The organism is Azospirillum sp. CT11-132 (assembly GCF_047302835.1).
GTDB lineage: Bacteria > Pseudomonadota > Alphaproteobacteria > Azospirillales > Azospirillaceae > Azospirillum.
In genome coordinates, this window is sequence record NZ_JBGLZA010000006.1 from 88650 (window position 1) to 111233 (window position 22584).

General features: G+C 69.4%; 22 protein-coding genes. 5 read left to right on the top strand and 17 right to left on the bottom strand.

From position 1 onward, the window contains the following. Positions 1-198: 198 nt before the first annotated feature. The 7 genes from ACCD06_RS24420 to ACCD06_RS24450 form a co-directional block, all read right to left on the bottom strand. Positions 199-1674 carry an MHYT domain-containing protein gene (locus ACCD06_RS24420; RefSeq protein WP_109157099.1) on the bottom strand — a complete coding sequence of 492 codons (1476 nt, stop codon included), beginning with the start codon at positions 1672-1674 and terminating at the stop codon, positions 199-201. A gap of 331 nt (positions 1675-2005) precedes the next feature. Continuing rightward, on the bottom strand, positions 2006-3505 hold the full coding sequence (pyk, locus tag ACCD06_RS24425) for a pyruvate kinase (RefSeq protein WP_413344156.1): 1500 nt from the start codon (positions 3503-3505) through the stop codon (positions 2006-2008). 48 nt (positions 3506-3553) lie between these two features. Next, complete coding sequence (locus ACCD06_RS24430; protein ID WP_109157101.1) at positions 3554-4627, bottom strand: aldose epimerase family protein; 1074 nt, start codon at positions 4625-4627, stop codon at positions 3554-3556. A 335-nt stretch (positions 4628-4962) separates the two neighbouring features. Beyond that, a complete protein-coding gene (locus tag ACCD06_RS24435) occupies positions 4963-5349 on the bottom strand; it encodes an EF-hand domain-containing protein (RefSeq protein ID WP_109157102.1) in 387 nt (128 codons plus the stop codon). Positions 5350-5567: 218 nt separating this feature from the next. Beyond that, entirely contained in the window at positions 5568-6929 is a 1362-nt protein-coding gene (locus ACCD06_RS24440; protein ID WP_109157103.1) for a sensor histidine kinase, read from the bottom strand. A 22-nt stretch (positions 6930-6951) separates the two neighbouring features. Next, positions 6952-7611, bottom strand: coding sequence for a response regulator transcription factor (locus ACCD06_RS24445; protein ID WP_109157104.1), 660 nt, complete (start codon positions 7609-7611; stop codon positions 6952-6954). 4 nt (positions 7612-7615) lie between these two features. Continuing rightward, positions 7616-7942, bottom strand: coding sequence for a PepSY domain-containing protein (locus tag ACCD06_RS24450; RefSeq protein ID WP_247871569.1), 327 nt, complete (start codon positions 7940-7942; stop codon positions 7616-7618). A 240-nt stretch (positions 7943-8182) separates the two neighbouring features. On the opposite strand from ACCD06_RS24450, the gene ACCD06_RS24455 reads away from it, so the two are divergent. The 5 genes from ACCD06_RS24455 (at position 8183) to ACCD06_RS24475 (ending at position 10308) form a co-directional block, all read left to right on the top strand. Continuing rightward, a complete protein-coding gene (locus ACCD06_RS24455) occupies positions 8183-8596 on the top strand; it encodes a cytochrome c maturation protein CcmE (protein WP_109157105.1) in 414 nt (137 codons plus the stop codon). 79 nt (positions 8597-8675) lie between these two features. Beyond that, positions 8676-8828 carry a hypothetical protein gene (locus ACCD06_RS24460; RefSeq protein ID WP_158282063.1) on the top strand — a complete coding sequence of 51 codons (153 nt, stop codon included), beginning with the start codon at positions 8676-8678 and terminating at the stop codon, positions 8826-8828. Positions 8829-8853: 25 nt separating this feature from the next. Further along, a complete protein-coding gene (locus ACCD06_RS24465; protein WP_109157106.1) occupies positions 8854-9405 on the top strand; it encodes a hypothetical protein in 552 nt (183 codons plus the stop codon). Then, complete coding sequence (locus tag ACCD06_RS24470) at positions 9402-9848, top strand: DUF1924 domain-containing protein (protein WP_109157107.1); 447 nt, start codon at positions 9402-9404, stop codon at positions 9846-9848. The genes ACCD06_RS24465 and ACCD06_RS24470 overlap by 4 nt, the downstream gene beginning before the upstream one ends. A gap of 10 nt (positions 9849-9858) precedes the next feature. Beyond that, positions 9859-10308: a diheme cytochrome c gene (locus ACCD06_RS24475; RefSeq protein ID WP_109157108.1), complete on the top strand. Its 450-nt coding sequence runs from the start codon at positions 9859-9861 to the stop codon at positions 10306-10308. 54 nt (positions 10309-10362) lie between these two features. On the opposite strand, the gene ACCD06_RS24480 is transcribed toward ACCD06_RS24475, so the two are convergent. Genes ACCD06_RS24480 through fliF form a run of 10 tightly spaced genes read right to left on the bottom strand, consistent with a single transcriptional unit; the run spans position 10363 to position 22348 of the window. After that, positions 10363-10785, bottom strand: coding sequence for a hypothetical protein (locus ACCD06_RS24480; protein ID WP_413344161.1), 423 nt, complete (start codon positions 10783-10785; stop codon positions 10363-10365). Beyond that, positions 10782-12641, bottom strand: coding sequence for a hypothetical protein (locus tag ACCD06_RS24485; RefSeq protein ID WP_109156443.1), 1860 nt, complete (start codon positions 12639-12641; stop codon positions 10782-10784). Before ACCD06_RS24485 ends, ACCD06_RS24480 begins: the two co-directional genes overlap by 4 nt. A gap of 21 nt (positions 12642-12662) precedes the next feature. Continuing rightward, on the bottom strand, positions 12663-13460 hold the full coding sequence (locus ACCD06_RS24490; RefSeq protein ID WP_109149703.1) for a MinD/ParA family protein: 798 nt from the start codon (positions 13458-13460) through the stop codon (positions 12663-12665). Next, complete coding sequence (locus ACCD06_RS24495) at positions 13457-14734, bottom strand: GTPase (RefSeq protein WP_109156444.1); 1278 nt, start codon at positions 14732-14734, stop codon at positions 13457-13459. The genes ACCD06_RS24490 and ACCD06_RS24495 overlap by 4 nt, the downstream gene beginning before the upstream one ends. Before the next feature lie 46 nt (positions 14735-14780). Next, the gene (flhA, locus tag ACCD06_RS24500) at positions 14781-16961 is read right to left on the bottom strand and encodes a flagellar biosynthesis protein FlhA (RefSeq protein ID WP_109156445.1); all 2181 of its coding nucleotides are present in this window, start codon (positions 16959-16961) and stop codon (positions 14781-14783) included. A gap of 41 nt (positions 16962-17002) precedes the next feature. After that, a complete protein-coding gene (locus tag ACCD06_RS24505) occupies positions 17003-18562 on the bottom strand; it encodes a sigma-54-dependent transcriptional regulator (RefSeq protein WP_109156446.1) in 1560 nt (519 codons plus the stop codon). Between the two features lie 4 nt (positions 18563-18566). After that, positions 18567-19511, bottom strand: coding sequence for a motility protein A (locus ACCD06_RS24510; RefSeq protein WP_109156447.1), 945 nt, complete (start codon positions 19509-19511; stop codon positions 18567-18569). Then, entirely contained in the window at positions 19511-19828 is a 318-nt protein-coding gene (gene fliN, locus ACCD06_RS24515; RefSeq protein WP_109156448.1) for a flagellar motor switch protein FliN, read from the bottom strand. The genes ACCD06_RS24510 and fliN overlap by 1 nt, the downstream gene beginning before the upstream one ends. Positions 19829-19862: 34 nt before the next feature. Then, a complete protein-coding gene (locus ACCD06_RS24520; protein ID WP_109156449.1) occupies positions 19863-20639 on the bottom strand; it encodes a FliH/SctL family protein in 777 nt (258 codons plus the stop codon). 47 nt (positions 20640-20686) lie between these two features. Beyond that, on the bottom strand, positions 20687-22348 hold the full coding sequence (gene fliF, locus ACCD06_RS24525) for a flagellar basal-body MS-ring/collar protein FliF (RefSeq protein WP_109156450.1): 1662 nt from the start codon (positions 22346-22348) through the stop codon (positions 20687-20689). Positions 22349-22584 lie beyond the last annotated feature (236 nt).

The window sequence follows — 22584 nt, forward strand, 5'->3', positions numbered from 1 at the left end:
GTCCCGGATCGATAAGGATGGCGATGTCCGGCGTGAAGAGGGCCGGATCACACGCTTATTCCTGTATCGCCGAAGAAAAAGTTAATGGCGGATGGCGGTTCTTGCCAATTCAGTCGCGGTAATTGTGAAGCGTTTCCAGAACATCGACGGCCGGGATCGACTGTTTTCAAGGAACTCCATAGGGGAAAACCCCGATACTCACTCGGCGGCGTCCGACTGTGACAAAAGCTGCGGAGCGGCCCCCTCGTCGACGAAGCGGCTGCGGATCTCCAGCATGGCGTCGAGCCGGCCGAGGAAGACCGTCACCAGGTCCGGGTCGAAATGGCGGCCGGCCTGCTCGCGCATGTGGGCGACGACGGCCTCCAGCGGCCAGGGCTCCTTGTAGGGGCGCGCGGACAGCAGGGCGTCGAACACGTCGGCGATGGCGACGATGCGGCCGGACAGCGGGATGTCGGTGCCGCGCAGGCCGGCGGGATAGCCGGTGCCGTCCCATTTCTCGTGGTGGGTCCCGGCAATCTCGGCGGCGAGGTCGAGCAGGGGCAGCCCGCTGCCGCCCAACAGCCGCTGGCCGATGACCGCATGCTGGCGCATGGTCACCCACTCCTGGGCGTCGAGCCGCCCGGCCTTCAACAGCACATGATCGGGGATGCCGATCTTGCCGATGTCGTGCAGCGGCGCCGCCTCCAGCAGCTGTGCGGCGAACCCCGGCGCGCAGCCGGCCGACAGGGCCAGATGATGCGCGATCTGCGCCATGCGCGCCACATGCTGGCCGGTCTCGTTGTCGCGGAACTCCCCGGCGCTGCACAGGCGGCGGATGATCTCGCGCTGGGTCGCCTCCAGCTGCAGGCGGGCGGCCTGCAACTCCATGTTGGCGATGCGCAGGGCGGCGGCCTCGCGTGCGGCGGCGGCGGAGATCCGGCGGTCGGCGGCGGTGGAGACCAGCGCCAGCAGCAGCAGGCCGAAGCTGCCGATCGCCACCGCTGCGGCCAGCGGTCCGCTCGACACCCCATCCGCCAGCGCGCCGTCCGCCGGCATCAACATCGGGTCGACCTGCACCACCAGGGCGGCCATGCCGGTGTAATGCATGCCGCAGACGGCGACCGCCATCACCAGGGCGGCCAGCACGCGGTCGCGCAGACGGTGGTGGATGCGGGTGGACAGCCACAGCCCCGCGGTCGCCGCCGCCATGGCGATGGCGACCGACAGGCTCCACAGACCGGGTTGGTAGGCGATCCGGGCCGGCAGCACCATCGCCGCCATGCCGAGATAATGCATCGCCGCCACCCCAAGCCCGACGATGCTGCCGGCCGCAGCGATCGCGGCCGGCGACCGGCGGCCCTGGATGATGCGGAAGCCGATGGCGACGAAGGAGACCGACGTCACCAGCGACAGCAGGGTCTTCATCGGGTCGTAGGCGACGGGCGTGTCGATGGTCAGCGCCAGCATGGCGATGAAGTGCATCGCCCAGATGCCGCCGCCCAGCGCCGCCGCGGCGCAGCCCTGCCACATGATGCGGGCGACCCCGGCGGTCCGGTGCATCCGTTCCGCCATGTCGAGCGCGGAGTAGGAGGCGAAGGCGGCGACGGCATAGGACAGCGCCACCAGCCAATGGTCATGGGAGAACGGCAGGCCGGACGCCGACGTGAAACAAAGCCCGGCCAGTTCGATCGACATCCAACAGCTCTCCTGCAACACCCGACCGCCGGTCTTCCTGATTGCCCGCTCCACCGGACGGGTTCAAGAAGGGGGAAACCCCGACTGCGGTGGTCGGGCACCGGCTGGCGCCCGGCAACGTCCGGTAGTTATCTAAAAAGCTATCTTTATTTGATCGATGTCAAGGCTACAGAAGTCGATAGGCCGCAAGGCCGAGCAATCATATGTTTGGTACTTTGCCAAGCCGCCCTTTGTTCGGATCGGAAGCTTGGCGGCCTGCGAAAGGTGCGATCCGAACCGGGGGCAGGGCGGCCGGAAAGCCGCACCGCTCCGGTTGGATTTGGCTCCCGACTCAGGCGTCGGCGAAGGCCATCGGCTGGCGCTCGCGGTCATCACGCTCGCGGTTCAGACGGCTCGGCGGCTCGACCCAGGCGATGCGCAGGACGTTGGTCGATCCCGGCATGCCGAACGGCACGCCGGCGGTGATGACCAGCCGCTGCCCTTCCTCGGCCAGCCCGTGGACATAGGCCAGCCGGGCCGCCTTGTGCACCATGTCGGAGAAGCTCTGCACATCCTCCGTCAGCACCGCGTGGACGCCATAGGCCAGCACCATCCGCCGCGCGATGGCGGGGTTTTCGGTCAGGCAGAGGATCGGCACCTCCGGCCGCTCGCGCGCCGCCCGCAGCGTGGTGGAGCCGCTGGTGGTGAAGGTGGCGATGGCCGCCGCCTTCACCGTATGGGCGACCTGCCGGGCGGCGGCGGTGATGGCGTCCGATTCCGTCTGTTCCGGATCGGCATGCTGAGCGTCCATCAACCCGCGGTACAGCGGATCGCCTTCCACCCGCCGCGCGATGCGGTCCATGATCGACACCGCTTCCACCGGATACTCGCCCGACGCGGTCTCCGCCGACAGCATGACGGCATCGGCGCCGTCGAACACCGCGGTGGCGACGTCGGACGCCTCGGCCCGCGTCGGGGCGGGGGCCGAGATCATCGATTCCAGCATCTGGGTGGCGACGATCACCGGCTTGCCGGCCAGACGGGCGGCGCGGATGATGCGCTTCTGGATCGACGGCACATCCTCCGGCGGCATCTCGACGCCCAGGTCGCCGCGCGCCACCATGACGCCGTCCGACATCTCGACGATGCGGTCCAGATGCTGGATCGCCTGCGGCTTCTCCAGCTTCGACAGCAGGGCGGCGCGGCCGGCGATCAGCTTGCGCGCCTCCGCCACATCCTCCGGCCGCTGGACGAAGCTGAGCGCCACCCAGTCGACTCCCTGGTCGAGCGCGAAGTCCAGATCGGCGCGGTCCTTGGGCGTGAGCGGCGACAGCGGCAGCACAACGCCGGGGACGTTGACGCCCTTGCGGTCCGACAGCTTCGTTCCCGACACCACCACGGTCTCGGCGAAATCGGCGCCGCAGGCGGTCACCCGCAGCCGCACCTTGCCGTCGTCCAGCAGCAGTTCGGCATCCGGCACCAGGGCGGCGAAGATCTCCGGATGGGGCATGCCGACGCGGCGGGCGTCGCCCGGCTCCGCCAGCAGGTCGAGGCAGAAGGATTGGCCGGCGGTCAGCGTCACCGGTCCATTGGCGAAGCGGCCCAGCCTCAGCTTCGGCCCCTGCAGGTCGGCCATGATGGCGATGGGGCGGCCGGTCTCCTCCTCCAGCGCGCGGATGGCGCGGACCCGCTCGCCATGGTCCTGGTGGCTGCCGTGGCTGAAGTTCAGGCGGAAGACGTCGACGCCGGCCTCGAACAGGCGGCGGATCATCTCCGGCGAGGACGAGGACGGACCCAGCGTGGCGACGACTTTCGTCTGCCGGTAACGGCGGATCGGTTTGGCGGTGTTCATGACGGTAGAGACTCCGAAAAGGATGGGGGCGGGCGGCGTGGCGCCGCCTCAGGCGACCCCGAACCGGTAGACGATGGACCCGGCGGACCATTGGCCGGGACGCAGCACCGTCGACGGGAAGGAGGGGATATTGACGGCGTTGGGGAATTTCGACGGCTCGGCGCAGAAGGCGCTGTGCTTGGTGTAGAGGATGCCGCCCTTGCCGACGTCCCGCGGGGCTTTGCCCTCCAGGAAATTGCCGGTGTAGAGCTGCAGACCGGGTTCGGTCGACAGCACCTCGAGCGTCCGGCCGCTGGCTGGGTGCAGGAAGCGGGCATGAAGGACCGGCGCCGACCCGTTCGCCGGTCTGTCTATCACGTAATGCAGGTCATAGCCCTTGCCGAGCGCCAGCATGGGGTCGTCGGCGTCGATGCGGGCGCCCAGCGCCGCCGGGGTGCGGAAGTCGTGCGGGGTGCCGGTGACGTCCACGATCTCCCCCGTCGGCACCGCCGTCTCGCCGAGCGCCAGATAGCGGCCGGCCTGGACGGTGGCGACATGGTCGAGGATCGACGACCCCAGATTGCCCGACAGGTTGAAGAAGGTGTGGTCGGTGAAGTTGGCGATGGTGGTCTTGTCGGCCGCCACCGCGGTCCAGGCGATGGTCAGGGCGTTGTCGTCGCCGACCGTATAGACCAGCCGCAGCGGCAGGGTGCCGGGAAAGCCCTCCTCGCCATCCTGGAAGACATAGGTCAGCTCCAGGCTGGCCTCGTCCAGTTGCCGGGCGTCGAAGACGCGGAAGCGCGACCCGCGCAGGCCGCCATGCAGGGTGTTGGGCGGGCTGTTCACCGCGGCCTGATGGGCGACGCCGTCCAGCGTGAAGCGCCCGCCGTCGATGCGCCCGCAATAGCGCCCGATGAAGGACCCCATCGACGCCTGCCCGCCCATCACGCCTTCGATCCCGTCATAGCCCTGGACGACATCGCCCATCACGCCGTCGCGGTCGGGGACCAGGATCTGCTCGATCTTGGCGCCGTAATTGGTGATGCGCACCACCATGCCGCGGCGGTTGCGCAGGGTGAACAGATCCACCGGCTTGCCGTCGATGGTGGCGGAGAAATTCTCACGCTTGAGGTCGGTCGCCATGGTCCAGGCATCCCTGTGGAAGTGGTTAGTAAAAACCGAGAAGCAGCAGCCCCAGGATCATCACCACGCGCAGGAGCAGCGCCGTCTCCAATGGATCCGCGGTCATGATGGAGCCTCACCGGATGGATCGTGAGATTATTATACTAATATATCAGCGTGAAAGGCAAATCGCATTCGCAGCCCAAACTCCCGCCGGACAGTTTGCCGCAGGGAGGGGGAAGCCGTGCATGATGCCGAGACGCCAATGCCCCTCGGCCGTCATTCCCAACAGGGTGGAAATGGTGGCGGAGGGGCGTTGGCCGGGCTCCTGCCGGTGTGCTTGTCTGGCAGAGGGCTTACTTGGTCTTGGCCGGCGTCCAGGCGCCCCATTCCTCGGGCGTCAGCTTGCCGTCCTTGTTCTTGTCGAACTGGTCGAACCGGGCGCCCCGGCGATCCTTGGCAAGGTCGGTCATCGAACCGGGACCGCCGCGCGGCGCATCGACAAACTCCTTCCGGCTGATGGCGCCGTCCTTGTCGGTGTCGAGCTGGTCGAACATCTGCTGGTGCATCGCACCGGTGCCGCCCATGCCCTTACCCGGACCCATGCCCTGGCCCATTCCTTGGCCACCCATACCCTGACCACCCATTCCCTGACCCATGCCGGGACCCGGCCCGGTCTGGGCGAGAGCGGAGCCGCCAACCAGCAACCCGGTGCACAACGCAGCGATGAGGAAGCGTTTCATCGGAACCTCCCGTCGGAAATCAGCACCCCCACCGCGATATTAGTCCCCTCTGATAAAAGGGCGACCGCGCCAGCTTGTCGCAGATCCGGGCCGGCGGAGCCTTGGATTTGGAATGCGCCCAACATGCAGCGCAAGGCCCTGCGCCAGCCCGATTCCATGGCGCGGCGGTGTTGGCCGACGCATAACCGCGATGCCCCCGGCGCAAGACCCTGCCCCCGTCACGCCCCCGCCGCCGGCAGCCGCAACGTCGCACGCAGCCCGCCCAGCGGCGATGCGCCGAGCTGGATGTCGCCGCCATAGAGCCGCGCCACATCCCGCACCACCGCAAGGCCGAGCCCGGTCCCCGGCGTGCTCTCGTCCAGCCGCACCCCCGGCTCCAGCGCCGCCTCGCGGCAGTCATCGGGCAAGCCGGGGCCGTCGTCGTCCAGCGTGACGGACAGCATGCCGCCAACCCCCACTCGGCCCGTCACATCGACCCGGCCGCGCGCCCATTTGCAGGCATTGTCCAGCAGGTTGCCCAGCATCTCGTCCAGATCCTCGCGCTCGCCGGCGAACAGCAGGCCGTCGGCGACATCGACACGGATGTCCAGCCCCTTGTCCGAATGCAGCTTGCGCATCACCCGTGCCAGCGCCGAGACGCAGTCCGGCACCGGCGTGCTGATGCCCGGCACGCCACGGGCGGCGGCGGCGCGGGCGCGGGCCATGTGATGATCGACATGCCGGCGCATCAACTCCACCTGCCGGACCATCGCCGCCCCCACCTCGCGCGCGTTGCGCTCGTCCAGCGTGGCGGCCTCGTTCGCCAGCACCGCGAGGTTGGTTTTCAGCGCGTGGGCCAGATTGCCGGCCTGCAGCCGTCCGCGCCCGACGGTTTCCTCCGCATGGGCCAGCAGCGCGTTCAGATCCTCCACCAGCGGCCGGATCTCCGTCGGCATCGCCACGTCGAAGCGCTTCTTCCGCCCGGCCCGCACCTCGACCAGCGCGCCGCGCAGGCGGGACAGCGGCCTCAGCCCGATCTGAACCTGGATCAGCGCCGCGACGATCAGCGCCGCCGCCAGCACGGCCAGCGACAGCGCCAGCGTGGCGTTGAAGGCGCGGGTGACGCCGGCCAACTCGGCGCGGTCGGCGGCCACGGCGATGCGGATCGGCTCCGCCCGTTCAGGCAGCAGGACGAAGCGCTCCAGCACGAACAGCGACTGGTTCGCCGGCCCGGTCACGTCGTGCCGGTGCAGCACCCCATCCTCCACCCGGTCGTCGGGCAGGGTCAGCACGCTGTCCCACAGCGAGCGCGAGCGCAACGGCGCGTCCCCGCTCTCTCCCACCTGCCAGTACAGGCCCGACAGCGGCCGGCGGAAGCGCGGGTCGCTCAAGGGCTGGCGCAGCGCCGGCCTGCCGTCCGGGCCGATTTCCAGCACCGCCGCCAGCTGTTCCAGATGGTTGCTGAGTTCCGCCTCGAAGCGCTGGCGGACATGGCTCTGGAACAGGTCGGCGATGATCCATCCCGCCAGCATTAGCGCCAGCGCCACCCAAACGGCCGCGCCGGCCAGCAGCCGGAAGCGCAGCGACTCCGTCCATCTCATCGCCCGCTCCTATGCCCTGTCCTTACGGCTCGTCCGCCCGGTATCCCAGCCCGCGCACCGTCTTGATGACGTCCACCCCCAGCTTGCGGCGCAGGCGTCCGACGAAGACCTCGATGGTGTTGGAATCGCGGTCGAAATCCTGGGCATAGACATGCTCGATCAGCTCGGTGCGCGACACCACCTGCCCCTTGCGGTGCATCAGGTAGGACAGGACCCGGTATTCGAAGGCGGTCAGCTCGATCGGCTCGCCATCCACCGTGACCCGTCCGGTGCGGGTGTCGAGCACGACCCCGCCGCAGGCGATTTCGGCGGTGGCGTGGCCCTTGGCGCGGCGGATCAGCGCGCGGACGCGGGCCAGCAGCTCCTCCATGCTGAAGGGCTTCGCCAGATAATCATCGGCGCCGGCGTCGATGCCCTGCACCTTTTCGTTCCAGGCGTCGCGCGCGGTCAGGATCAGCACCGGCACGGCCATGCCCGCCCGTCGCCACGACCGCAGCACCGTCAGCCCATCGACCTTCGGCAACCCCAGATCCAGGATCACCGCGTCATAGGGCTCCGTCTCGCCCAGGAAGCGGCCCTCCTCGCCGTCGGCGGCGGTGTCGACGGCATAACCTTCACCCTCCAGCCGCTGCTTCAGTTGCCGGGCCAGTTCCGGCGTGTCCTCAACCACCAGCACGCGCATGGCCTTACCTCCCGTCGCCGTGGGACCGGTGGCGGCCCCTGGTCCGCAGCAGTTCCCCCGTGGCGGCGTCATAGTCCAGCTTCAGGATCCGGCCGTCCGGCGCGATCAGCTTCAATTCATAGCGGAAGCCGTCCTCCTCATCCTCCAGATCGACGTCGAGCACGTCGCCGCCGAATTGCTGTTTGGCGCTCTCGACGATCCGCTCCAGCGGCAGGATGCGCCCCTCCCGCAGCGCGTCGCGGGCGCGCTCGTGGTCGTCGCCGGCATGAGCACCCGTCCCCGCTGCGAACAGCAGGATGGGGAGAAGGAGCAATGCGGGACCGGTCCTCATGATCGACCTCTCTGCCTGGGACACCATCGCGCATCGGGGACGCGCGATCGAACCAGCATATCGTCGCATCCCTGAACCGCCGCTGAATGGCCCCCGGATGACGGCTGAATGTCGGGGGCATCACATTTTTTGATCCTGAACGGCGGATGAACGGTCCGTTCAGGCTCGGCTCAGCCACGGTGGGTCAGAGTGCGGTTCATCGGGCGCTTCGACGCTCTCCTCCACACCACAGGTGATGCCATGTTGAAAGCCGTTTCCCTCGCCGCCCTCCTGACCGCCACCCTCGCGACCGCCGGGACTGCCGCTTTCGCCGGCGACCACCACCGCGGCGCGGCCATCCAGCCGACCAGCCCGCAGCCGATCGCCGACGTGGTGAAGGCCGGCGGCGGCACCGTGACCGGCACCGTGGAGAAGGTCGCGGCGAACTGGTTCGTCATGACCGACGGCAGCGACCGCATCGACGTCGCCAGCCGCGGCTTCCTGCCCGACGGCATCCAGAGCGGCGACCAGATCACCGTCGTCGGCGGCGTCCGCCAGGGCGCGATCCAGGCCGGCCAGATCATCCGCCAGGACGGCACCGCCTTCGGCCGCGACGCCATGGGTAAGCATGAGGGCCGCCGTCACGGCCATGACAGCGACCGCGACGACGACTGACCGGAGCCGCGGAGCCGGCCGGTGATCCGCTCCCGGTCCGCTCCGCCACCCCCGACCACTCCCGAACCGGGTCCGCGCCATGCTGAAGAAGATGATCCTCCACACCCTGCTGACGGCCCTGGTCGTCGGTGCCCTCGCCACCGCCTATCAGGCCAGGGCCGACGGCATCGCCGCCCTGCTGACCGGCGGCCTCACCCACGACGCCAGCCACGACGCCAGCCACGACGACTGAGCCGCCTTCGGAAAGGGAGACCGCCATGTCCGCTTGCAAGCCGATAGCCCGCAAACCTTCCCGCGCCGAGATGACCGCCCTGCTGGCCTTCCACGCCATCGTCTCGGGCGCCTTCATCGTCGCCAATCTCACCGGCGACGAGGACACCTACGGCATGCATGTCTTCTCCGGCTATGCCGTCCTCGGTGCCATCGGCCTGCGCGTGGCGGCCGGCGTGCTGGCCCCGGCGGGAAGCCCGCTGCGCCTTCCACGCCCCTCGGTGGCGGCGGTCGCCGGATGGCTCCGCCGCCTGTTCACCGGCGATGCGAAGGCGAGGGCGGAGCGCAGCCCGTTGACCGCCTGGATGTCCGCCGCCCTTCTGATCGGCGTCGGGATCGCGGCGGCGACCGGTGCTCTCGCCGACTTCTTCGTCAAGGTCGAGCATCTGCACAAGGAGATCGGCGAGGCCTCCCTCTTCCTCATCCTGGCGCACATCTCCCTGGTCTTCGCGCTGCACGGCCTGAAGCGGATTCCGTCCGATATCGCGTCCCGCTGCACCGCGTGGCTGTCCACCATTTCCAACCGGGTGATCCCATGAGACCGACCAGACCGACCAAACCGATCCTCCTCCTCGCCGCCGCGGTGTCCTTGGGCGCCGGGGTCGCCCTGGCGGCGTCCGGCGATCCGGAGCGTGCCCGCATCCTCGACGGCTATGCCGCCCAGGCGAAAGCGCAGACACCCGGCTTCGCCGGCTTCTCGGCGGAGCGTGGACGCGCGCTCTATCTCGGGCCGCATGCCGGCGGCAAGGTGGCCGACACCCCCGGCTGCGCCAGCTGCCACACCCGCGATCCGGCCGGAACCGGCCGCCATTACAAGACCGGGCGCGACATCCTGCCGATGGCGGTGTCGGCCAATCCCAAGCGCTTCACCGATCCCGCCGAGGTCGAAAAGCGCTTCGAGCGCGACTGCGTCAACGTCCTCGGCCGCGCCTGCACGGCGCAGGAAAAGGGCGACTTCATCACCTTCCTGTCGAACCAATAGCGAGCCGCCGATGTCCCCCAACCGCAGCCTCCGCCCGCTCACGGGCATCGCCGTGCTCGCCATGCTTGCCGTGACCGCTGGAGCGGCAATCGCCAGCGAGTTCGAACGGGTGCGGCCGGTCACCCACGCCGCCACCCAGAAGGAATGCGGCGAGTGCCACATGGCCTATCAGCCGGGCCTGCTGCCGGCGGCGTCCTGGAACCGCATCATGGACGGCCTGCAGGACCATTTCGGCGAGAATGCCAGCCTGCCGGCCGACACCGCCGCGGCCATCCGCAATTATCTGACGCAAAATGCCGGCAGCGGCGACGGCCGGCTGATCCGCATCACCGAACAGCGTTGGTGGCTGCACAAGCATGATTTCTCGCCGTCGATCTGGACGCGCAAGTCGGTCGGCGCCAAGAGCAACTGCGAAGCCTGCCACCGCACCGCTGCGCAGGGGCTGTATGAGGACGATTGAGCCGCCCGGCCCTCGCAACACCGCAACAATCCCCTCTCCCCCCCGGGGAGAGGGTTAGGGTGAGGGGGACGCACAGCGAGGATTCTCGAAAATCCACTCCGTGCCCCCCCCCCACCCCGGCCCTCTCCCCAGGGGGGAGAGGGGGAACAGCCGCGGATTGTCCCAGGTCGGCTGCCGGTCCTCGATCACCACGCGGTGGGGCAGGGGCGTGTCGCTCTCCACCGCCACCTCGACCCAGCGCGGAACCAGCTCGTTGTTGACGTCGTCCAGAATGGCGATGGCCAGCGCCTCCAGCCCATCAGCGAAGCCGGCGAACTCCGCCAGATAGGCCACCACCGACGCCGGATCGGGCACCAGCAGGTCCGGCACCAGCCGCAGGGTCAGACGCACCCCCGGCAGCGGCTCGCCGCGCAGTTCGACCAGGAAGTCGTGGCGGGCGTCGGGGGAGCGGCGGGTGGTCAAACGCTCGCGCCTCATGCCGACACCCCCAGGCCGGCCTGCCCGGCGCGGGTCAGCTTCACCCAGCTGCGCGCCCCCGACTGGAAGGACAGGCCGCCGGTGTAGCCGACGGCCCGCACGCTGTCGGCGAAGACCTGGATCAGCTCCACCCGCAGCTCCGGCGGCAAAGCGGCATGGCTGCGCAGGATCAGGTCGAAATGATTGGGCCGCACCAGACCGTCCAGCTGCATCGGTCCGAAGCGGCTGAGGTCCAGGTCGATGACGAAGCGGCTGCCCGGCTTCGACCGTTCCTTGCCGCCGCCCTCCTCGTCCTCCTTCAGCGGATGGACATGCAGCTTGATCGGCTTCGGCCCGTTGGCGTCCATCAGCGGAATGGTGTAGCTGCGCCAGTCGCCCGGCAGCGGCTCGGCCGCCTCGCGGCGCAGACCGTCGAAATCCTTCTCCAGCCGCTCCAGCAGATCGCGGCGGCCCGCCTTGTCCAGGGCGCTTGCCGCGTCGTCGCCCAGCCAGCCCTGCGCGTCGCCGCCGCGCATCGCCGCCAGGAAGAAGCCGATGGCGGCGGTCAGCTTGCGGTTCGGCTGCGGCATCGTCGCCAGCATCGACTTGGCGAGCGCCGGATCGGCCGCCGCCAGCGTCTCCATCAGTTGCCGCATCGCCGGCCAGTCGCGCCCGTCCAGCGGACCCGGCGGGCCGGGCAGGGTGGGGGCCGCCGCCTGGGTCGCCTGGGCGAGGTCGGCCAGCGCCGCCGTCACCTTGGCCCCCGGAGGCAGGCTGGCCGGGACGTTCAGCGCCAGCATGCCCTGCTTGGTCGCCAGGATCGGCTGCCCCTGCGGCGTGCTGCCGGCCACCGTGCCGTGCAGGATGGGCGTGTCGGGCGGCAGCGCCGCCTCGTCGGGCGAAGGTTGGGACAGTGGAGTTGATTGCCCGGCGGATTGCTGGCCCGGCTGGTTCCCGGCCTGCCCGTTGCGTCCGCCCGCCTCCGGGTCGCCGGGCGGGCGCGGCTGTTGCGGCGGCGGGGTGACGGTCAGGATCTTCAGCGCCACCGTGGCGCCGCGCGGCAGGTCGGGCGGTTCGGGATTGCTGGCGGTCTTGCCGGGCTGGTTCGGCATCGTCGGCGTTTCGGCGCCGGGATGGGCAGCGTCGCCGCCCAGTTGGACCGGCGTGCCGAAGGTGGCGCTGCCGCCGCCCATCGTCGGGGCGGGTGTCGGTGAACCAGCTGTCGGCGTGGCTGGCGCTCCACCAGCCGGAGCCTCGGGCTTCGCCGGGCCGGGCGTCCCTGGAGCCGGCGTGGCGGGCGTACCCTGCGACGGCGTCGCGGCGGGAGCCAACGGCTTGGCGCCCGACCCGCCGGCCAGCACCAGCGCCGGCACGACGGTGCCCGGCAGCAGCGGCGGCAGGTTGGTCGGGACGGTCGCCCCTGTCGGGGTGGGCAGCAGGACGGCGGGCGCCGCGCCGCTTCCGCCTGCCGGGGTCGCGGTCGTTCCACCCGTCTGCGGCGCGGCCGGGCTGCCTACGGTAGGATTCCCCAAGGATTGCAGCAGGATCAGCGCCGTCGGCTTGGCCGGCAGGGCGGTGGTGGGCGCCCCCGTCGAGGGCGTGCTTCCCGGTGTGATCTGCACCGTGACCTGCTTGTCCGGCGGCAGCTCCGCCGCGCTGTCGAGCAGCAGTTCGCCCGCCGCCGTGCGCACGCGGGTCAGGCCTTCCGGAGTCTGGCCGGCGACGGTGCCGGTCAGCACCACCGGGCGCGTGACCTCCGGCAGCCGTTCGGGAAGCTGGACGACCGTGGCCTCGGCCGTGACGGGGGCGGGCGCGGCGGGGGCTGCCGCGGCGGTGGCGGCGGCAGGCGTGACCGACGGTGGGATCGCCCCGCCCATTTTTGCCGTTACTCCCGGCCGTTACTTGGCGCTGGCGAGCAGCCGCTGCACGATCGCCTCGACGTCGCGGGCCGCATCGCTGGACGGCGAGCGGGTCAGCAGCGGGGTCTGGTTGCGGATGGCGTCGCGCACCTTCAGGTCGCGGCGGATGATGCCCGCCAACGCCGGCTTGTATTTCAGGAAGTTCTGGCAGGCCTTCAGGATGGTGCCGTAGGTGCGCTCGCCGTCCTTCACGCTCTGCGCCATGTTCACGACGATCCGCAGGTCGGCCGACGGGTTGGTGGCATGGGTCAGCTTGATGAAGGCATAGGCGTCGGTCAGCGAGGTCGGCTCGTCCGTCGTCACCACCAGCGTGGTGCCGGCCGGGCCGGACAGGGTGCGCACCGTGCGGTCGACGCCGGCGCCCATGTCCATCACCACCCGGTCATAGCTCTTCGCCAGCTCCAGCAGGTCGTTGCGCAGGCCCGACAGCCGCTGGCTCGGCAGCTGCGCCAGCGTGCCGGATCCCGACCGGCCGGCGATGATGTCGAATCCGGTGTCGGGGAAGCGCTGCGCCGCCTTGGCCAGCGTCACCTCGCCGTTGATGACGGCACCCAAATCGTTCTTGGGCGAGAAGCCCAGCTGGATGTCAACGTTGGCAAGGCCCAGATCGCCGTCGAACAGCAGCGTGTTCATGCCCGCCTTGGTCAGGGCGTGGCTCAGCGTGATGGAGAACCACGTCTTGCCGACGCCGCCCTTTCCGCTGGCCACGGCGATGACGTTGGCGCCGCGCAGCGGGCGAACGTTCTTGAGGGCGGCCGGGAACACCGGATCGGTCATGGCAGGGTCCTCGACGAGGGGGAACTGGCGGCCTTAGCCTTGGTTGCGGGTTTTGCGGATGCGGGTTTCGTCGGCTTGGCGGCGGCGGCCCTGCGCGGTGGCGGCGGCGGTGGTGCCGGTTCCATCTCCGGCTCGTCCTCTTCCGGCTCATAGCCCCGCCCGAACTTCGGCTTGCGCTCGGGCGTATGGTCCGGCTCATGATCCGGCTGGCCGCCTTCGCCGATGTCGTCGTCCTCGTCCCACTCCGCGGTGCGGGCGGCGCGGCGCGGCGCCGGCTCCTTGACGGCGGGGGCCTTCTCCTCGGCCGGAATCATCATGCGGGCCAGCGCCAGCGGGTTCAACGCCGTCAGCCCTTCCGCCACCTTGGACGAGATGCTGGCGTCGCAGAAGGACAGCCGGGCGCGCGCGGCGATGGCGAGCACGCTGCCCAGCCGGCGCGCGATGTCCAGCCGGGTCACCAGCATGCGCCGCACGCCGACCGCCTTGAAGGCCAGCGCCATGTCGGCGGCCTCCATCGCGTCCAGCCCGGCCGGCAGCACCAGCACCGGCTCCACCTCCCCGGCGGAGAGCATGGCGCGCAGATCCTGCATGTCCTCGGCGTCGAACGGGTTGCGCCCGGCTGTGTCGACCAGCACGAGATCGGTGCGGCGATGCACCTCGAAGGCGCCGGCCAGCGCGTCGGGGTCCTCCACCGTCGCCAGCTTCAGCTTCATCAGCCGGGTGAAGGCGGCCAGCTGGTCGACGCCGCCGGCCCGCACCGTGTCGGTGGTGATGACGCCGACCGAGCATTTGCGGAAAACCGCCCGCGCCGCCAGCTTGGCCGCGACCAGCGTCTTGCCCGATCCCGGCGGCCCGACGAGCGCCAGCGGCTTCACCGGCGACCGGCCGTCGGGCAGCGGGTTGAAGGTGAAGAAGGAATCGAGCGCCGAGCCCAGCGCCAGCCGCGGATCCTCGGTGTCCAGCCCGGACGCCGCGTCGATCAGCTGTTCGGCCAGCGCGGCCGGCACGCCATGGCGCTGCAGGGCGTCGGCCACCACCTCGCCCACGTCGATCTCGGGTTCCACCGGCTTCGGCGGTGCCTTGCCCCGGCCGCCGCGCGCGGTGCCGGAGGATTGGGCCGGCGGCAGGTCGTCCTCTTCCACCGCCGCCGTCACGCGCACGCCGCCGCCTTCCTCCTCGCGCGTGGCGACGATGATGGCGTCGTCGCCCAGCGACTGGCGCACCATCCGCATGGCGTCGGACATGGTCTTGGCGTGGAAGGACTTCAGCCGCATCGGCAGCGCCTTCCGTCAGGTAAGGGGAGGGGACGGGCACGCACCATCAGATCTGCCCCAGGGTCTTGATGCGGGCCTTCGGGTGGATCTCGTTCTGCGACATGACCACGGTCGCCGGTCGGAACCGCTCGACGATGGAGCGGACGAAGGGCCGGATCAGCGGGCTGGTCAGCAGTACGGGGCTCTCGCCCATCATGGCATGTCGCTCGAAGGTTTGACGGACGGAGGTGATGAACTGCTGCAGGCGGGACGGGGCCATCGTCAGCTGCCGGTCGTCGCCGTCGCCCACCAGCGATTCGGCGAACCCCTGCTCCCATTCGGGCGACAGGGTGACGAGCGGGATGAAGCCCATCTCGTTCGTGTTCGCGTCGCAAATCTGCCGGGCAAGGCGGGACCGCACATGCTCGGTGATCTGGGTGATGCTGCGGGTCTGGCTGGTCGCTTCGGATACCCCTTCCAATATGGTGGGAAGATCCCGGATCGAGACCCGTTCGGCAAGGAGATTCTGCAACACCCGTTGCAATCCGCCCACAGTGATCTGGCTGGGCACCACATCGGCGATCAGCTTCTGGTGTTCCTTGTCGGTCTCGTCCAGCAGCTTCTGCGTCTCGGTGAAGGACAGCAGCTCCGGCATGTTGTCCTTGATCAGCTCGGTCAGGTGGGTGGTCACCACGGTCGACGGATCGACCACGGTGTAGCCCTTGAACAGCGCCTCCTCGCGATAACCCGGCTCGATCCAGATGGCGGGCAAGCCGAAGGTCGGCTCCACCGTCTGTTCGCCGGGCAAGCTCATGGCGTCGCCGCGCGGGTCCATCACCAACAGCATGTTGGGCCGGATGTCGCCGCGCCCGGCCTCGATCTCCTTGACGCGGATGATGTAGGTGTTGGGCGGAAGCTGCAGGTTGTCCTGGATGCGGACCGCCGGCATGACGAAGCCGACCTCGCCGGCGATCTGCCGGCGCAGGCCCTTGATCTGGTCGGTCAGCCGGTGGCTTCCCGCCTGCGGCTGGTTGATGAGGGACAGCAGGCCATAGCCCAGCTCCAGCCGGATCAGGTCGATGGCCAGCGCGGTGGCGATCGGTTCGTCCGGCGCCGGCCCGCCGCCCGGCCCGCCGCCCGGCGCTCCGCCGGCCGCCGCCGCTTCCTCCGCCGCAGCGGCCTCTTCCGCCTCCTGCTTCGCGCGCAGGCGCGGCATGTACCAGGCGGCGGCACCGACGATGCCGATGACCGGGGCCAGCGTCAGGATCGGCATGCCCGGCAGCAGGGCCAGCACGCCGATGGCGCCGGCCGACAGGGCCAGCGCCTGGCTGTGACCGGTCAGCTGCCCGACCACCGCCTTGTCGGTCGAGCCGCCCATGCCGGCCTTCGACACCAGGAAACCGGCGGAGATCGAAATCACCAGCGCCGGGATCTGCGACACCAGACCGTCACCGATGGTCAGCTTGGTGAAGGTGTCCAGCGCCGTCATCACCGGCATGTCGTGGCGCAGCACCGCGATGGTCACGCCGCCGATGATGTTGATGAACATGATCATCAAGCCGGCAACGGCGTCGCCCTTCACGAACTTCGACGCACCGTCCATCGAGCCGAAGAAGGCGCTTTCGTCCTCCAGCTCCTTGCGCCGCGCCCGCGCCGTGCCTTCGTCGATCATGCCGGCCGACAGGTCGGCGTCGATGGCCATCTGCTTGCCGGGCATGGCGTCGAGGGTGAAACGCGCCGCCACTTCGGCGATGCGGCCCGAACCGGCGGTGATGACCTTGAAATTCACGATGGTCAGGATGGCGTAGATGATCACGCCGATGACGAAATCGCCGCCCATGACCAGGCTGGCGAAGGCCTCGATCACATGGCCGGCGGCCGACGTGCCCTCATGTCCATGCGTCAGGATCAGGCGCGTGGACGCCATGTTGAGCGACAGGCGCAACAGCGTGGTGATCAGCAGGATCGTCGGGTAGGACGACAGCTCCAGCGGCTTGGAGATGAACAGCACCACCATCAGGATCAGGATGGAGATGGTGACGTTCAGCCCCAGCATCATGTCGAGCATGACGCTGGGCAGCGGCATGATCAGCCCGACCACGACGATCAGGATGCCGATGGCCATCGCCACGTCGCCGCGCTTCAGCGACGATTTGGTGACCGCCCACATCTCGCCGAAGGCGGCCATGTTGCCGCCCCCCAAACCAGGGCCGCCGCCCCCGCCGCTATTCTGCTCCGTCAGCGCCATGGATGCTCCCGCCGCTCAGGTCCCAGGTCCCGGTCGGGACGTCAGGCCGTCGCCCGTTCGTCGTTGCCCGGGGTGGGCACGCTGCGGCCCTCGTCGCCATACTGCTTCAGCTTGTTGCGCAGCGTGCGGATCGAGATGCCCAGGATGTTGGCGGCATGGGTGCGGTTGCCCAGGCAGTGGGTCAGCGTCTCCAGGATCAGGTCGCGCTCGACATCCGCCACCGTGCGGCCGATCAGCGCCGCCAGGCCGGCGCCGCTGTTCCCGGCGCTGGCGGCTGCCGCCGCGCTGCTGTTGGCCGCCATGCCATAGGGACCGGGCTTGCCGCCCTTCGGCGGGCCGTAGCTGCTCGGCAGGGCGCCTTGCGGCGGAACCACCAGCGGGGTGGACGGCTGCTGCGGCTGGGACGGCGCGGCCGGCACGGTGCCGCCGGGTCCGGCGAACGGGTTGGCGACCGGCGAATCGCTGGGGATGGAGGCCTGGGCGCTGCCTTCCGGGGCCAGCAGCTTGCTGGTCAGCATGATCGCTTCCGGTCCGACCTCTTCCCCGCGCGACAGCAGGACGGCGCGGTGCATGGTGTTTTCCAGCTCGCGCACATTGCCGCGCCAGTGATGCGACTTCAGCATCAGCATCGCGTCCTCGGTCAGGCGCTTGTCGCCCAGCCCGTTGGCCTCCGCGTATTTCTTCAGGAAATGCTCGGCGATCATCGGGATATCGGCCGGGCGTTCGCGCAAGGACGGGATCGCCACGCTGAACACGTTCAGGCGGAAGTACAGATCCTCGCGGAAATTGCCGGAGCGGACCTCCGCCTCCAGATTGCGGTTGGAGGTGGCGATCAGGCGGACATTGACCTTCACCGGCTGGCTGGAGCCGATGCGGTCGATCTCCTTCTCCTGGATGGCGCGCAGCAGCTTGGCCTGCAGGCGCGGATGCATCTCCGACAGCTCGTCCAGCAGCAGGGTGCCGTTGTTTGCCTCCTCGAACTTGCCGAGACGCCGGGCGACGGCACCGGTGAAGGCGCCCTTCTCATGCCCGAACAGCTCCGATTCCAGCAGGTTTTCCGGAATGGCGGCGCAGTTGACCGCGACGAAGGGCTCGCCCGACCGCCGGCTCTTGCGGTGGATGAAGCGGGCCATCAGCTCCTTGCCGGTGCCGCTCTCGCCGGTGATCATCACCGAAGCGTCGCTTGGCGCCACCTGCTCGGCCAGCCGCAGGGTCGCCAGCATGGCGGGGTCGCTGCAGACGATGGAATGGCTTTCCTCGGCAACCGCCTCCAGCACCGCGGCGATCAGCTCGGCGTTGGGCGGCAGCGGCAGGTATTCCTTGGCACCGGCGCGGATGGCGCGCACCGCGGCGGCCGCATCGGTGCCGATGCCGCAGGCGACCACCGGGATGGTGATCCGCTCCGACTTCAGGCTGTCGATGAAGGTCGCGATATCCAGCTTGACGTCGATCATCACCAGATCGGCGCCGGCGGCGGTACGCAAGGCGTTCAGCGCCCCTTCGATGCTGTCGGTGTGCGACACCTTGGCCCCCCGCTTCATGGCGATCTTGCCGGCGGCGGTGATGTAGCCTTCCAACGTTCCAACGATCAGCAGACGCATAGCCTTACGCTCCCACTCTCGGGGCTTCCCGGTCGAAATACTGGATCCGCTTTCCAGGCGGCAGGACGGCGTTCAGGAGCATCTCCAGACGCCGCGGATTCTCCTGGCGCGCGATGGACACGGCGCCGATGGTATAGAGGGTCTTGACCAGCGCGTCCTCCTCCGCCGCCCGCTCCACCTTGGCGGCGAGCGGGGAGAGGACGACGTTGCCGAGCACGGCCCCGTAGAAGGTCGTCAGCAGCGCCAGCGCCATCGCCGGCCCGATGGCCGACGGGTCGCTCAGGCTGCCCAGCATCTGCACCAGACCGACCAGCGTGCCGATCAGCCCCATCGCCGGCGCCACTTCCGAGGCGCGGCGCAGCACGCCGGCGCTCTTGCCGTGGCCGCCCGCGGTCGCCTCGACCTCGCCGGTCAGCATCCGTTCGATGGCGTCGGGCGGCAGCCCTTCGGTGATCAGGGTGACGCTGCGATGCAGGAAAGGTTCGCCGCGCAGTTCCGGCAGGACGTTGCGCAGGGTCTCCGGCCCGGCCCGGCGGGCGGCCTCGGCCAGCAGGATCACCTGCCGGGCCACGCCCTTGGGGTCCAGCGTCTGGTGGACCAGCACCGCCGCCGCGTTCCTCCAGGCCACCGCCACGTCGCCCAGCGAGAAGGAGGCGGTGGTGACCGCCAGCGTCCCGCCCAGCACGATCAGCAGCGACGGCGGATCGAGGAAGGCGCGGGCCGAGCCGCCGGTGGTGATGGCGATCAGGATCACCGCGGCGGCGGCGGCCAGCCCGACCAGCGTCGCCACGTCCAGCCCGCCGCGCAGCCGCACGCTCCGCCCCGGCGCGGTGGCGCCGGTATGGGCGCCGGCCGGCTCGGCCTGAGCAGCAGCGGCACGGGGGCCGCCTGCGCCATTGCCGGCGGCGGCCTTCGCGCGGGACGCGGCGCTGTCGGACGAAATCGCCATCAGCCCCGGTCCGACTTGATGATTTCCGTCATGGTCACGCCCAGCCGGTCTTCCACCACCACCACCTCGCCGCGGGCGACCAGGCGGTTGTTGACGTAGATGTCGATGGCCTCGCCGACCTTGCGGTCCAGCTCCACCACCGCGCCGCGGCCCAGCTTCAGCAGCTGCGCCACCTGCATGGTCGATTTGCCCAGCACCGCGGAGATCTGGACGGGGATGTCGTACACCGCCTCCAGATCCTTGGTGATTCCGGGGCTGGCGTATTCGTCGCCATCGCCACTCTGCAGATCGTTCAGCGAGAAATTGTCGCTCGGCATGTCGGTCTCGGACCTCCTTCATTCCGGACACCCCTTAGACGGGGGCCGGAGCCTCCAGCATGTGCGCGGCGCGGCGTTCGATTTCGGCCAGCAGCTGGGCGGTGTCCCGCTCCATGCCACCCTCGGCCCATTCGATGCGGCAGCCGCCGGGGGCGATCGACGGGTCGCCGATCACCATCAGCTTGGCGCCGAAGCCGCGCGAGCCCACCGTTTCGTCCAGATGGTCGCGCACCAGCCCCATCGTGTCCTCGGCCACCCGGATGACCAGCCGCGGCTCGTCGATCAGGTCGGTCAGGCAGGCGCGGACCATGCCCTCGACCTCGACCATGCCGCCGCGCCGCGCCCATTCGGGCAGCAGCTTGCGGACGATGGCCAGCGCCAGATGGACCGGCTGTTCGCCGCGCGCGGCGTTGCCCGCCTCGCGCTCCGCCAGCAGCCGCTGCACCCCGTCGGCGATCTGCGACAGGGCGTTGGCGATGCGGTTGTTCACCGTCGCCTCGATCTCCGCCTTGCCGCGCTCGTAGCCGGTGTTCTGGCCGGCGGCCATGCCGTCGGTGAAGCCCTTGCCATAGCCCTCGGAGGTGCCCGCCGACTTACCGGCGGCCATGCCCTCCTCGTAGCCCTGGGCGCGGGCGGCAGCCAGCTCCTCCTCGCCGAAAGTCGGGGCGGGCGGCAGTTCCGGCTCCGGCTCGGGTTCCGGATGGGCCGACAGCTCGTCCTCGGGCAGCAGGTCGTCGTCCTCCACATGGGTCATGCGGGGAACGGCGTCCACGTCGAAGGACTCGTCGAAGAGGAATTTGCGCACGCTCATCGCCGCGGTCCTTCCCCGAAGTCAGTGGAAACGGAGGCCGGCATCGCTCAGCTCTCCTGATACAGCCAGTTGCGCAGGATGGAGACCGCCTCTTCCGGATGCTTGTCGACGATCTCGCCGACCTTGCGCAGGGAGGACGCGCGGACGCGGCCTTCCACCCGGTTGATGTCGATCATCTGCTCCAGCTCCTCGTCGGCCTGCGCCGCTTCCAGCGCCAGATCCTGGGCCAGCGCGCCGGTGGGGGCGGCGAGCGCGGCCGGCATGCCGGCCTGATCGGTCAGCAGGCGGTCCATCTCGTCCTCCTCCTGCATCTCCGCCTTCTCGAAGGCGCGGGAGATCAGCGGGCGGATGACCAGCAGGATGATGAGGACGGCGACGATGCCCAGCACGACCATCTCCGCGATGCGGAACAGGTCGTCCTTGGTCATGCCCATGAACAGCTCTTCCGGCTTCTGGATGTCGTCCTCGGGCGACCAGAAGCGCATGTTCACCACTTCCAGCGAGTCGCCGCGCACGGCGTCCAGCCCGACGGCGGACCGCACCAGCGCCTTGATGCTCTCGATCTCCTGCTCGCTGCGCGGCTGGTAGGTCGGCCCGTTGTCCTTGCTGGTCTGATAGGTGCCGTCGACCAGGACGGCGACCGACATGCGGCGCACCTGACCCGCCTCGCGGACATGCGACTTGGTGGTCTTGGTGATCTCGTAGTTGATCGTCTCTTCGGCGCGGGACGACTTGTTGGAGGACAGCGGGCTGGCGCTGCTGCTGGCCTGGGCCGTCGGCAGGTTCTGGTCCACCGTCACCGGGGCCAGCGGATCGCGGTCGCTGCTCTCGTTCGATTCGTTGACGGTCTGGGTCGAGCGGACGACCTGGCTTTCCGGATCGAAGATTTCCGACTGGGTGGTGATGCGGTCGAAGTCGAGGTCGGCCGACACCTCGGCCCGGACCTTGCCGTAGCCCAGCGTCCGGCCCAACAGATCCTCGATGGTGCGGGCCATCCGCCCCTCAAAGGCCTGCTTCTTCTCCTCCGCGCTCGCCATCATCGCTTCGGCGGTGTCGCTGCCGGTGCCGCGCGCCAGCAGGTTGCCCTTGTCGTCGACGATGGAGATGCGGTTGGGGTCCAGGTTGGGGACGGAGGCGGCGATCAGCTGCTGGATGGCCTGGATGTTCTCGCGGCTCAGCTTGGCGCCGGGGCGCAGCTTCAGGAAGACGCTGGCGGTCGCCGGGTTCTGCTGGCGGGCGAACAGCTCGCGCTTGGGCAGCACCAGATGCACGCGGGCCTGCATGACGCCGTTCAGCGTCTGCACCGTGCGCGCCATCTCGCCTTCCAGCGCGCGCAGGTGGTTGATGTTCTGCATGAAGCTGGTGGCGCCGAACCCCTCGCCCTTGTCGAACAGCTCGTAGCCGACCGATCCGCCCGACGGCAGGCCCTGGGCCGCCATGCGCATGCGCATCGGTCCGACCTGATCGGCGGGGACGGTGATCTTGGTGCCGGACTTGTCGACGCTGTAGGGGACCTTGGCCTCCTCCAGCTTCTTGGCGATGGCCGCCGCCTCCGACTGCTGGAGGTCGGAATAGAGCAGCTCCATTTCCGGCGTGGACAGCCGGGTGGTCAGATAGACGAAGAATCCGATCAGCAACAGCCCGACGCCGCCGATCGCCGCAAGGCGTGCGGGTCCGAGATTGCGCAAGGTCTGCAGCAGGTTGTTCACGCGCGGTCCCCGATCGGAAATCTTCCCGGCATACTCTCCACACGTCTCCGTTTCGCGATTGCGAGACGGTTTGTGCAAGTTCCGCGCCGGGCATGCCTATGTTGGGGCATGCTGCGGTGTCTTGATGAAGAGAGGGTTAATCGGCGGCAGTTTTTGCCGGGCGCCCGGCAAAATATGCCTAGTGCCCCGCAAATGTTGCAGCCCTGCGGCGGCTGTGCAACGGCTTCGCTCGCAAC